The 15,229-nt window shown below is 65.2% G+C and carries 14 protein-coding genes; 1 reads left to right on the top strand and 13 read right to left on the bottom strand.

The window, feature by feature from the left end:
• Positions 1-96: 96 nt before the first annotated feature.
• Positions 97-984: a LysR family transcriptional regulator gene (locus X268_RS10345; RefSeq protein WP_128924850.1), complete on the top strand. Its 888-nt coding sequence runs from the start codon at positions 97-99 to the stop codon at positions 982-984.
• Positions 985-991: 7 nt separating this feature from the next.
• Here X268_RS10345 and X268_RS10340 read toward each other — a convergent pair whose 3' ends face one another.
• From X268_RS10340 to X268_RS10280, 13 genes are all read right to left on the bottom strand, one after another.
• Positions 992-1,927 (bottom strand): carbohydrate kinase family protein, encoded by a 936-nt coding sequence (locus tag X268_RS10340; protein WP_128924849.1) that lies wholly within the window; start codon positions 1,925-1,927, stop codon positions 992-994.
• A 5-nt stretch (positions 1,928-1,932) separates the two neighbouring features.
• A complete protein-coding gene (locus tag X268_RS10335) occupies positions 1,933-3,579 on the bottom strand; it encodes an FGGY-family carbohydrate kinase (RefSeq protein WP_128924848.1) in 1,647 nt (548 codons plus the stop codon).
• Between the two features lie 40 nt (positions 3,580-3,619).
• Positions 3,620-4,393 (bottom strand): SDR family NAD(P)-dependent oxidoreductase, encoded by a 774-nt coding sequence (locus X268_RS10330; RefSeq protein WP_128924847.1) that lies wholly within the window; start codon positions 4,391-4,393, stop codon positions 3,620-3,622.
• A 31-nt stretch (positions 4,394-4,424) separates the two neighbouring features.
• A complete protein-coding gene (locus X268_RS10325) occupies positions 4,425-5,432 on the bottom strand; it encodes an ABC transporter ATP-binding protein (RefSeq protein WP_128924846.1) in 1,008 nt (335 codons plus the stop codon).
• Between the two features lie 9 nt (positions 5,433-5,441).
• The gene (locus X268_RS10320) at positions 5,442-6,272 is read right to left on the bottom strand and encodes a carbohydrate ABC transporter permease (RefSeq protein ID WP_128924845.1); all 831 of its coding nucleotides are present in this window, start codon (positions 6,270-6,272) and stop codon (positions 5,442-5,444) included.
• A gap of 3 nt (positions 6,273-6,275) precedes the next feature.
• Complete coding sequence (locus X268_RS10315) at positions 6,276-7,148, bottom strand: carbohydrate ABC transporter permease (RefSeq protein ID WP_128924844.1); 873 nt, start codon at positions 7,146-7,148, stop codon at positions 6,276-6,278.
• Positions 7,149-7,233: 85 nt separating this feature from the next.
• On the bottom strand, positions 7,234-8,580 hold the full coding sequence (locus tag X268_RS10310) for an ABC transporter substrate-binding protein (protein ID WP_164937649.1): 1,347 nt from the start codon (positions 8,578-8,580) through the stop codon (positions 7,234-7,236).
• A gap of 215 nt (positions 8,581-8,795) precedes the next feature.
• Positions 8,796-9,746 (bottom strand): sugar-binding transcriptional regulator, encoded by a 951-nt coding sequence (locus X268_RS10305; RefSeq protein WP_128924842.1) that lies wholly within the window; start codon positions 9,744-9,746, stop codon positions 8,796-8,798.
• Positions 9,747-9,752: 6 nt separating this feature from the next.
• Positions 9,753-10,415: an HAD family hydrolase gene (locus X268_RS10300; protein WP_128924841.1), complete on the bottom strand. Its 663-nt coding sequence runs from the start codon at positions 10,413-10,415 to the stop codon at positions 9,753-9,755.
• A gap of 79 nt (positions 10,416-10,494) precedes the next feature.
• Positions 10,495-12,414: a nitric oxide reductase activation protein NorD gene (locus tag X268_RS10295; RefSeq protein WP_128924840.1), complete on the bottom strand. Its 1,920-nt coding sequence runs from the start codon at positions 12,412-12,414 to the stop codon at positions 10,495-10,497.
• Between the two features lie 9 nt (positions 12,415-12,423).
• Complete coding sequence (locus X268_RS10290; protein ID WP_128924839.1) at positions 12,424-13,233, bottom strand: CbbQ/NirQ/NorQ/GpvN family protein; 810 nt, start codon at positions 13,231-13,233, stop codon at positions 12,424-12,426.
• A 63-nt stretch (positions 13,234-13,296) separates the two neighbouring features.
• The gene (locus tag X268_RS10285; protein ID WP_128924838.1) at positions 13,297-14,643 is read right to left on the bottom strand and encodes a cbb3-type cytochrome c oxidase subunit I; all 1,347 of its coding nucleotides are present in this window, start codon (positions 14,641-14,643) and stop codon (positions 13,297-13,299) included.
• Positions 14,644-14,743: 100 nt separating this feature from the next.
• Positions 14,744-15,196, bottom strand: a complete 453-nt coding sequence (locus X268_RS10280) for a c-type cytochrome (RefSeq protein WP_128924837.1) — start codon at positions 15,194-15,196, stop codon at positions 14,744-14,746.
• Between the last annotated feature and the right edge of the window lie 33 nt (positions 15,197-15,229).

Raw genomic sequence — 15,229 nt, 5'->3', positions numbered from 1 at the left:
TCGTTGGCCCAAGGCATTGACAGCGAGAATGACAGTTTTGTTAACTCGCCGTCCAATACGATTTTGGTCGCCAACCCATACGCTTTCGGTATGCCAATGGATCTCCGCCGGCTCCGCTATTTCGTCGCCGTCGCCGAGGCGCGCAGCATCGGCAAGGCCGCCGAGCGGCTGCGGAGGGCGCAGCCGCCGCTCTCGGTCCAGATCCGCAAGCTGGAGGCCGAAATCGGCGCGCCGCTGTTCCGGCGCGGCACCCGTGGCATGGACCTGACCGAGGCAGGCCAGGCGCTGCTGGCGCGCGCAAGCGAGGCGCTGGCGCTGGCCGTCGACGGCGCCGAAGCGGCGCGCGCGGTCGCCGCCGGCAAGCGCGGGCGGCTCTCGGTCGGCTACATGTTCGTGCTGGCGAATGCGATGCTGCCGCGGCTGATCCCCGAGCTGCGCCGCTCGGTTCCCGGCGTCGACCTCGAATTCGCCGAGCTCAGCGCTTCGACGCGGGAGGCGCGGGTGCTCGATCGCAGCGTCACGGTCGCGCTGTGCATGCCGGCCATCAACCATCCCGAGATCCAGGTGGCGCGGATCGGTGCGCAACGCTTCATGCTGGCGATGCCGAGCAGCTCGCCGCTTGCCCGCCTGGGCTCCGTGCCGATGGCGCGGTTGCAGGGCCGGCCGCTGATCGCACTGCCGCATCCGGATCATGGTCCCGCATCGTCCGCCGTGGTCCCCCTGCTGCGCCGCCACCAAGTGGTGATGCCGATCGCGAGCCGAGTGGAGACGGTGCATTCGGCGATGAGCCTGGTTCTGGCTGGCGAGGGCCTTGCCATCCTGCCGGCCTGTGCGCAGCTTGGCGCGCCGCGCGGCATCGTGTTCAGGCCGCTGCGCGATGCCACCGACTCCCTCGACATCGCGGTATGCTGGCGGCGGGATTCCCAGAGCCCGCTGATCGCGACCTTCATCAAATGCGCCGAAAAGGCCGTCGCGCGGATGTGAGGTAACCCTACCAACTCCAATGGATCTCGTGGCTCCAGGGCGGATCGGCGCCCGGGCGCGTGCAGGTCAGGCCGGCGCACTTGGCGGCAAAGGACAGCGCGCGGCGAAGCTCGTCGGCACCGATGTTCTTTAATGCTTGCCGGGCGATACGACCCTGCTTGTGCAGAGCAAACAGCAGCGCCGCCTGAAAGCTGTCGCCGGCACCGATGGTGTCGGCGACCACGACCTGCGGCGCTTGCACCTCGATCTGCCCTGCCCCCGCGTGCCAGGCGACCGCGCCATTGTTGCCGCGGGTGATGACGACGAGGCTGGTGCCCTGCCCCAGCAGAGTGCGCGCGCGCTGCTGATAGGGCTCGTCGCCATGGAGATAGGCGAAATCGACGTCCGACATCTTGACGAGGTCGGCGCTCGCGGCGAACTCCGCCATCCGCGCCAGATAAGACGGCTTGTCCTTGACGAGGTTGGGTCGGCAGTTCGGATCGAAGGAGATCGTCGAGGCCACGCGCGCATCCGCGATCAGCGCCTTGGTCTCGGCGGCCCCCTGGTCGTTGACCAGCGTGGTCGAGCCGACATGGACGGCCTCGATGTCAGCGAACGGAATCGTCCCGCGCCGATAAGTCCAGTTCCGCGTCGCGGTCTCGGCATCGTAGAAGGCGTAGTGCGACTCGCCGGCGACGATGCGGACGAAAGCGAGCGTGGTCTGGTGTTCGCTGCGAGTGGCGAGGCTGAGATCGACATGCGAGGCTACGGCGTGGTCCGCGATCATCCGCCCGAACAGATCGGTCGAGATGCCGCCGACGAAGCCGGCCGGCGCACCGAGCCGCGCCATGCCGATCGCGACGTTGAGGCAGGAACCGCCGACCGCCGGCATCACGGCCTCGCGCCCCTCGGCGTTACGCGTCGGCACGAAATCGATCAGCGCATCGCCGCAGGCAATCAGCATGTTCCTCACCCTCTCGCGATGCCGCCCATGGCGGCACGGCTGCCGCGATCGACTTCGCGCAGCAGCTTGTAGACCTGACGCTTGCGCGTGTGAAACGCGGCCATGTCGGGCGCGGTCGGCTCGCTCTTCCCTCCCAGCGCCGACATCCCAGCCATGGTCTCGCCGATCGAAGCATAGGCGCCGCCCGCTACCGCCCCCAGCATCGCCGCACCCAGCAGCACCGGCTCTCTGGTCTGCGGCAGCGCGACTGTGAGGCCGGTCGTATCCGCCATGATCTGCCGCACCAGCGGACTGCGGCTCGCACCGCCACCCATGATCATGATGCTGGAGCGCACGCCATGCGCGGCAAAGGCCTCGATCACCTCGGCGAGCCCGTAGGCGAGCCCGCACAGGCCGGCGATGAACAGCCGCTCCATCGAGGCAATGTCGGTGTCGAGATCGAGGCCGGCAATGACCGCGCGGGTGTCCGGATCGGCGTAAGGCGAACGGTTGCCGATGAACTCGGGCAGCACATGGATATCGCGGGCCAAGAGGGCGGCGCGACTTGCATTGCCGGCGCGCGCGATGATGCGGCGCTCGAGGAAGTCGATGAGGTCGAGGCCCTCGCTGCGCGCTGCCGCGCTCGCCTCGGCATGAGCCGGATGCGACTTGAGGAGATGGTCGATCGCCGCGCCTGCCGCCGACTGGCCGCCCTCGTTGAGCCAGAAGTCCGGGACCATGCCGGAGTAATAAGGTCCCCACACGCCCGGCACGAAAAAAGGCTCCTTCGTCGTCGCCATGATGCAGGCCGACGTTCCCATGATGTAGGCGAGGCGGCCACAGACATCGCTCGCCCCGCCCGCGCCGTCGCGGCCGCCGATCGCCCCGATGCCGCCGGCATGGGCGTCGATCAGCGAGGCACCGACCGGTATGCCCGCCGGCAGGCCAAGCTCGGCCGCGGCGGTGCGGGTGAGACCGGTGCCGAGCCGCGTGCCGGGGGCGACGATTTCGGTGCCGATGCGAGCATATTTCTCGTTGACGAAGTCCGACAGGCCGATGCGCTTGAAGAATTGCGCGCTCCAGCCGCCGCCGTCATGGGCGAGGTAGTTCCATTTGCAGGTGACGGTGCAGGTCGAGCGCTGCAGCGAGCCGGTCGCGCGCCAGGTCAGATAATCCGAGAGATCGAAGAAGTGGCCGGCACCGTCGAAGCTCGCACGAAGGTGTCGCTTCAGCCATAGCAGCTTCGGCATCTCCATTTCGGGCGAGATCGAGCCGCCGACATAGCGCAACACGGCGTCCTCGGTCTCGTTGATCAGCCGCGCCTCGGCAACGGCGCGATGATCCATCCAGACGATGACATTGCGTTGCTTGTCGCCGGATGCGCTGACGGTAAGCGGCTCGCCCTGCCTGTCGAGCACGACCAGCGAGCAGGTCGCGTCAAAGCCGATACCGCCGACGCTGTCGGGCGCGATCGCTGCGTCCGCCATCGCCGCACGCACCGATCTGACGCAGGCCTCCCAGATGTCCTGGGACGACTGCTCGACGATGTCTCCGGCCTCGTGCCAGATCCTGATCGGATGCCGAGCGGTGGCCAAAAGCGTGCCCGCCTCGTCAAACACCCCTGCCCGCGTGCTCGTGGTCCCCACGTCGACGCCGATATACGCTCGCGGCATTTTCGCTCCCGGTCGCTTTCCGTCTGTTTTGACGGTGAGCCTACCAGCAAGTGTAACCGCCATCCACCAGCACGATGCTGCCGGTCATCAGGCTCGCGGCCTCGGACGAGAGGAACAGCACGACGGAGGCGATCTCCTCGACCTGTCCCATCCGCGCCATCGGAGTTCCACCGATCCAGGCGTCGTACATTTTCGGATTGCTCTTCACGAAAGCGTTAAGCGGCGTCTCGATATAGGTCGGCGCCACCGCGTTGACGCGGATGCCACGCGCGCCCCATTCGGCGGCGAGCGACTTGGTCAGATGATGCACCGCCGCCTTGGAGGCATTGTAGAAGCACTGCTCCTGCGGCTTGTTGACGATGAAGCCGGACATCGAGCCGACATTGACGATAGCGCCGCTCTTCGCTTTCAGCATGTGCTTGCCGAATTCGCGGCAGCACCAGAAGGTGCCGTTGAGATTGACGTCGATGACGTTGAGCCAGTGCTCGTCGGTGACGGTCTCGGCCGGGGTCTCACTGCGGGCGATGCCGGCATTGTTGACGAGAATGTCGACCTTGCCATGGCGGGCGACGAGGGCGTTCGCGACCTCCGCCACCCGCTTGGTGTCGGTCACATCCATGATCGCGGTCTCGACGTCGAAGCCCTTCGCCTTCAGGCTGGCCTTGGCGCTGTCGGCGATCTTGCTGTCGCGGTCGCCGATGACGACCCTGGCGCCGGCTTCAGCCAGCGCTTCCGCGCAGCCAAGGCCGATACCCTGCCCGCCGCCGGTGATGAACGCGGTCTTGCCGTTAAGCTTGAATTTTTCCAGGTACATGGTGGTCTTTCCGTACTATTGCCGTTTCTTCTCAGCTTCGAAGCGCGTTGCCGGCCTCGTCGAAGCGATGGATGCGCGCGGGGTCTGGCAGCAGCGAGACACGGTCGCCGGCATGCAGACTCAATTCGCCGACATAGCGCGCCGTCAGCATGCCGAGCGGGCCGGCATCGACGTAAAGAAAGGTGTCGCTGCCGAGATGTTCGGCGACCGAGATCGTGCCCTGCCAGCCGCTGGCGCCGTCGCGTTCGATCTTCAGATGCTCCGGCCGGACTCCGATAGTGGCCGCGCCGCGTTGCAGGGCATTCTCGCCGGTGACGAAGTTCATCTTGGGCGAGCCGATGAAGCCGGCGACGAAAAGATTGGCGGGCCGCTCGTAGAGCTCAAGCGGCGAGCCGTATTGCTCGATCTTGCCGCCGTTGAGCACGACGATCTTGTCGGCCATGGTCATGGCCTCGACCTGGTCGTGGGTGACGTAGATCGCGGTGGTACCGAGCTGCTTCTGAAGCCGCGTCACCTCGATTCGCATCTGCACGCGCAGCGCGGCGTCGAGATTGGACAGCGGCTCGTCGAACAGGAAGGCCTTGGGCTCCCGCACGATGGCGCGGCCGATCGCGACACGCTGGCGCTGGCCGCCGGAGAGCTCGCGCGGCTTGCGGTCGAGATAGGGCGTCAGGTTCAATGTGGCGGCCGCGGCCTCGACCTTGCGGTTGATCTCGTCCTTCGGCAGGCCCGCCATCTTCAGGCCGAAGCCGATATTGCCGCGCACGCTCATATGCGGATAGAGCGCGTAGGATTGAAACACCATCGAGAGGCCGCGCTTGGCCGGAGGTGTATCGACCACATTTCTGCCGTCGATCAGGATGCTGCCGCCGGTGACGTCCTCGAGCCCGGCGATCAGCCGCAGCAGAGTGGTCTTGCCGCAGCCCGATGGGCCGACGAACACGACGAACGAGCCGTCGGCAATGTCGAGGTCGGCGCCCTTGATGATGTGCACGGGACCGAAGGATTTTTGCACGCCCTGAAGTGTGATCTGACCCATGGCAGCCCCCTACTTCACCGCGCCGAAGGTGAGCCCGCGGACGAGCTGCTTCTGGCTGAACCAACCGAGGACGAGAATGGGCGCGATCGCCAGCGTCGATGCCGCCGACAGCTTCGCCCAGAACAGCCCTTCCGGGCTGGAATAGGAGGCGATGAACGTGGTGAGCGGCGCAGCGTTCGAGGTCGACAGATTGAGCGTCCAGAACGCCTCGTTCCAGGCCAGGATCAGATTGAGCAGCAGCGTGGACGCCAGACCCGGGATCGCCATCGGCGTCAGCACGTAAACGAGCTCGCGGCCAATGGTGGCGCCGTCCATGCGCGCGGCCTCGAGGATGTCGCGCGGGATCTCCTTGAAATAGGTGAACAGCATCCAGATGACGATCGGCAGGTTTCCGAGGCACAGGATGAAGACGAGGCCGATGCGGGAATCGAGCAGGCCGAAGCTCTTGTAGATCAGATAGATCGGCACCAACACACCGACCGGCGGCATCATCTTGGTCGAGAGCATCCAGAGCAGGACGTCCTTGGTGCGCTTGGTCGGCGAGAACGCCATCGACCAGGCCGCGGGAATCGCGATCAGCAGCGCGATCAAGGTCGAGCCGCCGGCGATGATGATCGAGTTCATCGCGTGCAGGACATAGTCGCTGCGCTCCTGCACGGTCGCATAGTTTTCCGTGGTCCAGTGGAAGAACAGGAACGACGGCGGGATGGCGAAGGCCTCGAGCTCGGTCTTGAAGCTCGCCAGCACCATCCACAGGATCGGGAAGAAGATCAGGAAACCGAAAAACCACGCTGCGATCGTCGAGACCACCACCCGCCGCGTCGTTGCCATTCGTGCCATGCTCTAGGCCTCCAGATTGCGGCCGACGATGCGGACGAGGAAGAAGGCGACGACGTTGGCGATCACCACGGCGACGAGGCCGCCCGCGGAGGCACTGCCGACGTCGAACTGGATCAGCGCCTGCGAATAGATCAGGAAGGCGATGTTGGTGGTTTGCAGGCCCGGCCCTCCCCCGGTGGTGACGAAGATCTCGGCAAACACCGTCAGCAGGAAGATGGTCTCGATCAGGAGCACCACCGTGATGGGACGCGCCAGATGCGGCAGCGTGATGTAGATGAAGGTCGAGACCGCACTGGCACCATCCATTTCGGCGGCCTCTTTCTGCTCCTCGTCGAGCGACTGCAGCGCTGTGAGCAGGATCAGCGTCGCGAACGGCAACCATTGCCACGTCACGATCAGGATGACCGCAAACAGCGGCACATCGTTGAACCAGTCGATCGGCGTCAGGCCGAACAGAGAGGCCAGCCAGGCGAACAGGCCGGACACCGGATGCATCAACAAATTCTTCCAGACCAGCGCACTGACCGTCGGCATCACGAAGAACGGCGCGATCACCATCAGCCGCACGAAATTGCGTCCGATCACCGGCTGGTCCATCAACAGCGCAAGGGGAATCCCGAGCAGGATCGTCAGCGCCAGCACCGAGCCGACCAGCACCAGCGTGTTCTGGAGCGAGGCGAGGAAGGCCGGATCGGTGAGGAAGTAGCGGAAGTTTTCCAGCCCGATGAACGACTCGGAGCCGGGATCGAGCAGGCTGTAATGCAGCGTCGAGAAGTAGATCGTCAGCGCCAGCGGGACGATCATCCAGATGAACAGCAGCCCGACGGCCGGCGTCAGGAGCGAGCGCGCAAGGAACTGCGTCTGCCGGGTTGCCATCAACGCTTCTCCGCTGGCGGGAAGAAGGCGGCCATCCATGATGCCGGATGGCCGCAAGTCGGAGCTCAGGAGGAAGAGCTCGGGTTCATTTGATGTAGCCGGCGCGCTTCATCTCGCGCTCGGTCGCCGATTGCGCCGCGGTGAGCGCGGCATCGACCGTCATCGATCCCGCGAGCGCGGCCGAGAATTGCTGGCCGACCTGCGTGCCGATGCCCTGGAATTCGGGGATTGCGGCGTATTGCACGCCGACATAGGGCACCGGCTTCACCGTCGGCTTGTTCGGATCGGCGGCGTCGATCGAGGCCAGCGTCAGCTTCGCGAACGGGGCGACCTTCAGGTAATCCTCATTCTTGTAGAGCGAGGTGCGCGTGCCCGGCGGCACGTTGGCCCAGCCCTCCTTCGACGCCACGAGCTTGGTGTAGTCCTTGCTGGTCGCCCAGGCGATGAACTTCTCGGCCGCTTCGGTCTTCTTGGAGCCGGCCGGGATCGCGAGGTTCCAGGCCCACAGCCAGTTGGCGTTCTTGCCGAGCCCGGTATTGGGCGCCAGCGCAAAGCCGACCTTGTCGGCGACCTTGGAATCCTTGGGGTTGGTGACGAAGGACGCCGCCACCGTGGCGTCGATCCACATCGCGCACTTGCCGGCGTTGAACAGTGCCAAATTCTCGTTGAAGCCGTTGGAGCTCGCGCCGGGAGGACCGGCTTCCTTCATCAGATTGACATAGGTCGTCAGCGTCGTCTTCCATTCCGGCGTGTTGAATTGCGGCTGCCACTTCTCGTCGAACCAGCGCGCACCGTAGGAATTAGCCATGGCCGAGAGGAACGCCATGTTCTCGCCCCAGCCGGCCTTGCCGCGGAGGCAAATGCCGTAGGTTCCGGCGTTCTTGTCGGTGAGCTTCTTGGCCGCATCGATCACGAAATCCCAGGTCGGCTTTTCCGACATCTTCAGCCCGGCCTTCTCGAACAGATCGGTGCGATACATCACCATGGAGCTCTCGCCGTAGAACGGCGCGGCATAGAGCTTGCCGTCGGCGGTGACCGCATCCTTGATCTTCGGCAAGAGGTCGGCGACGTCGTAATCGGCCCCTAAATTGGCGAGCGGCACCAGCCATCCCTTCTTGGCCCAGATCGGCACCTCATAGGTGCCGATGGTGAGCACGTCGAACTGGCCGCCCTTGGTGGCGATGTCGGTGGTGACGCGCTGGCGCAGCACGTTCTCCTCCAGCGTCACCCATTTCACGGTGATATCGGGGTTCTTCTTGGTGAATTCGCCGGTCAGCCCCTGCATGCGGATCATGTCGCCATTGTTGACGGTGGCGATTGTCAGGGTCGTCTCGGCCATCGCGGAGACGGCCAGCAAAAGTGCAGATGCGCCGCAGACGGCGCCCAGGACGTGTTTCACGGTGACCTCCCTTGGACTCGCGCTTTTGAGCATATGCCCACGCGTTGGGCGTATGTTCAACAGAGCGACGGTCATTGTCAAGCAGGCGCGCGGGCGTTCCAGCAACTTATGAGTGCTGCGGTGCGGGAGTGATGGACGGTCCTGCGGGCGGAAGCGATGGCATTTGTTGGGAATGAACGCCGCAGCTTGCTCCTCCTCTCCCGCAAGCGGGAGAGGAGCGCAGTGTCGATTGCCGCGCGAACGCGTTGCTACCGCTCTAGAATCGCCCTTGCCGTCGTCTCGTCCGTGATCAGGCCATTGATCAGCCCGCCGTTCAGCGCCGCGGCGATCGCCGTCACCTTCGCCGCCCCCACCGCGGCGCCGATCGTCGTAGCCTTTGCCGGCACTTCCGGCGGAATGCTGGTGAGGCGCTTGTTGGTGCCGGCCTTGAGCAGGCGCCCCTTTGAATCGTAGGCCCAGCCCGTGATCTCGCCGATGGCGCCCAGCCGCATCATCTCGAACAATTCGTCGCGGGTGACGAAGCCGTCGATGTGAACCTGCGCTTTCTGGTCCATCTGGCCGATGCCGACGAGACGCAAATCCGCCTTGGCCGCCACCGCCTTCACCTTGGCGATCGGCTCGATGCGGACCATCTTGTTGCGCTCGTCCTCGGACGACATCAGGAACGGCAGCGGCATCGGATAATGCCGCGCGCCGGTGCGGTCGGCGAGCCGGCCGACGGTGTCGTAGAAGCTCGCCGAGCCGTCGGCGGAGATGTTGCCGACCAGCGAGACGATCTGGTGATTGGGCCGGTCGATCGGCGTGACGCGCTCGACCGCGGCGCGCACTGCCCGGCCGGTGCCGAGCGCAACGATCACGGGCGTCTCCGAACGCAGCGTCGAATCGAGCAAATTGGCGCAGCGTTCGGCGATGCCCGCAGTGGCCTGCGGCGCGGCGGGATCGGCCGGCACGACCTCGCAATGGACAAGGTCGAAACGCTGCTTCAGGCGCGCCGCAAGCTCCATGCAGGCAGCAATCGGGTGCTCGAGCCGGAACGTGATGAGGCGCTCGGCGAGACACAACGACACCAGCCGCTGCGCCGAGGCGCGCGAGACCTGCAGCATCTTGGCAATCTCGTCCTGGGTATGGCCGGCGATGAAATAGAGCCAGCCGGCACGCGCGGCATCGTCAAGTCGCGATCTGTCGTTCTCGGCGGCCATGCGGGCCTACGCCTCCCAGAAATCGCTCATGCGCGCGAAGACTCGGTCGGCCCCCGCGCCGGACAATATAGCCTCTCCCTCGCGGCTGCGGTAATGGCCGCCGCCGACAAATCCCCAGACGGTCATGCCGGCCGCCTTGGCGGCCTTGACGCCGCTGACGCTGTCTTCGATCACCAGCGTGCGCGCAGGCTTCGCTCCCATCTTCTCCGCCGCGAGGAGAAAGAGGTCGGGCGCCGGCTTGCCATGCCTGACCATCTGCGCGGTGTAGATCCGCTCGCCGAAATGCGCGCGCAGGCCGGTAACATCGAGTGAAAGTGCGACACGGTCCATGTCGCTGGACGAGGCCACGCAAAACGGCACAGACAAGTCGGAGATCACGCCGGCAATGCCGGGGATCGGCTGCAGCGAAGCCGCGAAGGTCGTGAGCACCTGCGACTTCAAGCGCGGCAGAAAGCCGTCCGGCACGATCTGCCCGAGGTCGCGATAGTGCTGCTCGATCGCCTTGGTGCTGCGTCCGAGAAAGAGCTCGAGCGCCTGCTCCTGGCTGAGTGCGATGCCGAACTCGGCCAGCACCTCCGACAGGCAGCGGCAGCTCAACAGCTCGCTGTCGACGAGCACGCCGTCGCAGTCGAAGATGATCAGATCGGGTTTTGGCCGGCCCTGCTCCATCTGGTCATTCGATCATATACTCACGATATGAGCAATAGTTCGGCCAAAACGGAACGATGCGGCGTTGACCGTTCCAGTATCAATGCGCGCCCTGCCGGTATATCGCCGGCAGCGCGGCGGGCAGCCGCTTGATATTGCCGAGGATGGCGTAGCCGCCGCGACCGAACAATGTCGGGAAGTAGGATTGGGCGGTTGCGTCCACCGTGACGCCGAAGGCTGCGATGCCGAGCCGGCGCGCCTCCTGCACCGACTTGCGGGTGTCCTCGACCGCGAAGCGGCCCTCGTAGTGGTCGACGTCGTTCGGCTTGCCGTCGGTGAGGACGATCAGCAGCTTCTTGCGTTGCGGCTGGCGAGCGAGCTCGGCGGCGGCGTGGCGCACCGCCGTGCCGATCCGGGTGTAATAGCCCGGTTTAAGCGCGCCGATGCGGCGTTCCACCACCGCGCTCATCGGCTCGCCGAAGGCCTTGACGGTTTCGAGCCGCACCCAGGATCGCCGGCGCGAGGTGAAGGTCAGGATGCTGTGGTGATCGCCGCAGGCCGAAAGCCCGTGGGCAAGCACCAGCAGCGCCTCCTTCTCGACATCGAGCACGCGGCAGCCGTCGACCCAGGCATCGGTGGACAGCGAGACGTCGACGAGCAGCGTGACGGCGAGATCGTGCCCTTGCGGGCGCATCGCGACATGGATCCGATCAAGACCGCTGCCGCCGCTGCCGGCGCGCAGGTCGCACCGCGCACGCACCAAGGCGTCGAGATCGAGGTCGTGTCCGTCCGCCTGGGCGCGCATCAGCTCGTGGCGCGGCCGCAGCACTTCGAAGCGACGGCGCACCTGGCGGATGTGCCGGCGCATGGCCTCGTCAGGCGTCCAGCTCTCGCCTTGCTCGGTGGCCGCGGCCGCGAGCACACGGCAATGGTCCGGCAGATAGGAGGCGCTGCGATAGTCCCATTCGGGATAGGTGAGGTCCGCATTCAGCCGCGATGGATCGAGGGCTTCCGGCGGCAGGTCGAGATCGAACTTGAACCGGCTCGCCGGCTTGCCGGTGCGGCGGCTGAGCGTGATCTCCTCGAGATCGTCGGCCGCCTTCTGCGCATCCTCGTCGTCGCTGTCGTCGGCCGGACGGTCGACATTGACCATCTCGGCCATCGCGAGGATCTTCTCGAAGCGGTTGAGCACGAAAGGATCGCGGCGGTTGGCATTGTCCTCGCGCTCGCGGACGGCAAAGCGTTTGCGATCGTCCTGCGCCGCGGCTTCCGCGCCCGGCGCACACTCGTCCTCGCCGGCATGTGCAGCCGAGAGCTCGCGCGTCCAGCAATCCCCCCAGAGCGGACACGGCAGGATCGAATGATAACCCGGCGGCGCCTTGTCCGGCAGCGAACCCGTCCCCATCATCGCCGGCCACAGTTTGCCCGCGGGTGCCTTGCCGGCTCCGAGCAAGGCGACGACGATCTGCTCGACCTCCTGCTCGATGCGCGGCAAGGGGCGGCGGGGCCGGGCCTCGGCCGTTGCCGCGGCGAGGTCGGCATAATCCGCGACGAGGCCGGGAAATTGCGTAAGCACGAAGACCGCCGTCTCGCTTGCCCGGCGCAGCACCAGAAGATCCCGCCGCAGCGGATCGCGTTCCGTGACCGTCTCGATCGGCGCCGCCGCGAACCACGCCGCAAGCCAGCGATAGAGCGCCGCGTTCAACGCGCGATCGGGAAAGATCGCAATGCGATCGGGAAGGAAGATGGTCGCGGCGTCACGGCCCGGCTGCGCGAGCCGCTCGTCTCCCAGACCGATGCGCTGGCGCCAGCCGAGACGGTGCCCCGATTTCCGCGCACCTGCGCTCGCGATCTGGACGCCGGTCTCACCGCCGAGCGCACGGAACATCACCGCGAGGCGTCCCCTCACCTCGGCAAGAGCGACAGCGTGATCGTCGTGAACCGGATAGCTCGCGGTGCCGCCGACCATCCTGTGCCAGGCGCGGCCGACCGTCTCCTCCAGTTCGAGGAAATCGAGCATGGCGCGGCCTCACCCGATGACGGCGCGGGCGACGTCCAGCAGCGCCGCCTTCACGTCGGCGTCGTCGGTGAGCGGCTCGATCATGCCGGCCAGCACGGCATCGGCGACCGCCGTACCTGCGGCAATCAGGGTCGCGCAATAGACAACGAGCCGGGTCGACACGCCCTCCTCCAAATCGTGGCCCTTGAGCGCGCGCAGCCGCCCAGCCAGCCCCACCAGCGGCCGCACGCGCTCCGGCGACAGCCCGCTTTCGGCGGACACGACGCCGATCTCCTGCTCTGGCGGCAGGAAATCGAATTCGATGGCCACGAAGCGTTGCCGCGTCGAGGGTTTCAGCGCCTTCAGCAGCGTCTGGTAGCCGGGATTGTAGGAGACAACGAGCATGAAGCTGCTCGGTGCCACCAGCTCCTCGCCGGTGCGTTCGAGCGGCAGGATGCGACGATCGTCGGTCAGAGGATGCAGCACGACGGTGACGTCCTTGCGGGCCTCCACGACCTCGTCGAGATAGCAGATGCCGCCCTCGCGCACGGCGCGCGTCAGCGGACCATCGGTCCACACCGTGTCGCCGCCCCTGAGCAGATAGCGGCCGGTGAGATCGGCGGCGGTCAGATCGTCGTGACAGGCGACGGTGTGGAGCGGCAGTCCCAGCCGCGCCGCCATATGCGCGACGAAGCGCGTCTTGCCGCAGCCGGTCGGCCCCTTGAGCAGGACCGGCAGACGCCGCCGCCAGGCATGCTCGAAGAGCTCGCATTCGTTTCCGGATGGAACATAGGCCGGCAACTCAGGCGCTGAGGTCACCGTGTGAAGGGCAGCTTTCATGATGTCTCTCCGGACTTTCCAGGAAGCAGGCGGTCGCGGCGAACCGCGGCCGCCCTCTCTCGTCTACTCAGCCGGCTGCAGAGCGGCGGGAATCACCGCCTTCTTCACGCGGCCCGGCACCAGCACGGCCCAGACGAACATGAGCGCAGAGATCGCAACGAACACGCCGGAGCCCAGGCGGACCCAGTAGAACATCGCGAGCTGATCCTGCACATCCATGTAGCCTTGGCCGAGCACGCGCTGCAGGTGAACCTGGACCACGCCCGCGAAGGTCAGCGCGAAGGTCATCACCATCATGGCCGTGCACATGATCCAGAAGCTCGTCATCGAGAGCCACTGGTTATAAGGCGCACGTCCCTTGAGCTGCGGGATCGCATAGGCCATCACCGACAGGTTCAGCATCACATAGGCGCCGAAGAAGGCGAGATGGCCGTGCGCGGCGGTGACCTGGGTGCCGTGGGTGTAGTAGTTCACCGAGGACAGCGTGTGCAGGAAGCCCCACACGCCGGCGCCGAGGAACGCCATCACCGAGCAGCCGACCGACCACAACAGCGCGGCGCGGTTCGGATGCTTGCGGCCGGCCTTCCAGGTCATCTGCACCGTGAAGATCACCATGGTGAAGAACGGCGCGACCTCGAGCGTGGAGAACAGGGAGCCGATCCACTGCCAGTAGCCGGGCGCGCCGATCCAGTAGAAATGGTGGCCGGTACCGAGAATCCCTGAGAACAAGGCAAGGCCGATGATGACGTAGAGCCACTTCTCGACGACCTCACGATCGATGCCGTTGAGCTTGATCATAAGATAGGCGAGCACCGAGGCCATGATCAGCTCCCAGACGCCTTCGACCCAGAGATGGACGACGTACCACCAGTACATCTTGTCGACGGCAAGGTTCGCCGGGTTGTAGAAGGCAAACAGGAAGAAGATCGCGACGCCCCACAGCCCAAACAACAGGATATTGGTGATCGTGGTCTTGCGCCCCTTCAGCGCCGTCATCGTGACGTTGAACAGGAACATCAGGCAGACGACGACGATACCGACCTTGATGATAAAGGGCTGCTCGAGGAACTCGCGTCCCTCGTGATAGTGGAAGAGATAGCCGACCACGGCGACACCGGCTGCGCCGAAGAACATCCAGAACTGGATCTTCGCCAGCAGCGGGCTGTAGAGCTCGGTCTCGGTCTCCTCCGGGAGCAGGAAATAGGTTGCGCCCATGAAGCCGATCAGCGACCACACGATCAGCGCGTTGGTGTGGATCATCCTGACGATGTTGAACGGCAGGAGGGTCGACAGGGTGTTGGGCAGCACGTAGATGGTTCCGGCGAGAAGGCCGAACAGGACCTGGGCCAGGAACAGGGTCAGCGCGCCGTAGAAATACAGCATCGCGACTTTCTGGGTTTGATATTTCATCTCGGGTTCTCTCTGTCTGGAAAGAGGAAGGCAGCCTGTTTTGCTTGTTTTTTGAGCATGATCTTTTCGGAAAACCGCTTCACACTTTTCCGGATCATGCTCAGCCGGCCTTGTTCGGCGGCCATTCCTGCCGCTTGATCTTGCTGGTCCATTGCAGGAAGTCGGCGAGATCGTCGAGCTCCTGGTTGGTGAGGTTGAACTGCGGCATCTGCCGCCGGCCCGGCGCGCCCGAGGGCTGCGACTGCATCCAGGCCTTCAGTGTCTCGCGCGCTGCGGCCGGATCCTCATTGCCGCCCCAGCGATCCCAGACGTTGCCGACCTCAGGGGCGAAATAGGCGCCTTCGCCGAGCAGGGTATGGCAGTTGATACAGGAGTTCTTCTCCCAGACATGCTTGCCGCGGGCGACCGACGACGTCAGCATCGTCGCGTCCGTGGACGTCGTGGCCATGTAGTAATGGCTGTGCGCCGTCAGCCCTATGAAGATGGCGAAGAAGAAGGCCGAACCGCCATAGAACACATTTCGGGCGGCCGACTTGGTCAGGCGTTCAGCCATTGCCAATCCTTTCCGGTTTCAAGTCGATAAAAT

This window comes from Bradyrhizobium guangxiense, from assembly GCF_004114915.1.
In the GTDB taxonomy this organism is placed as follows: Bacteria; Pseudomonadota; Alphaproteobacteria; order Rhizobiales; family Xanthobacteraceae; genus Bradyrhizobium; species Bradyrhizobium guangxiense.
The sequence above is the reverse complement of the archived record's forward strand: the minus strand, read 5'-3'. Positions and strand labels throughout refer to the sequence as shown.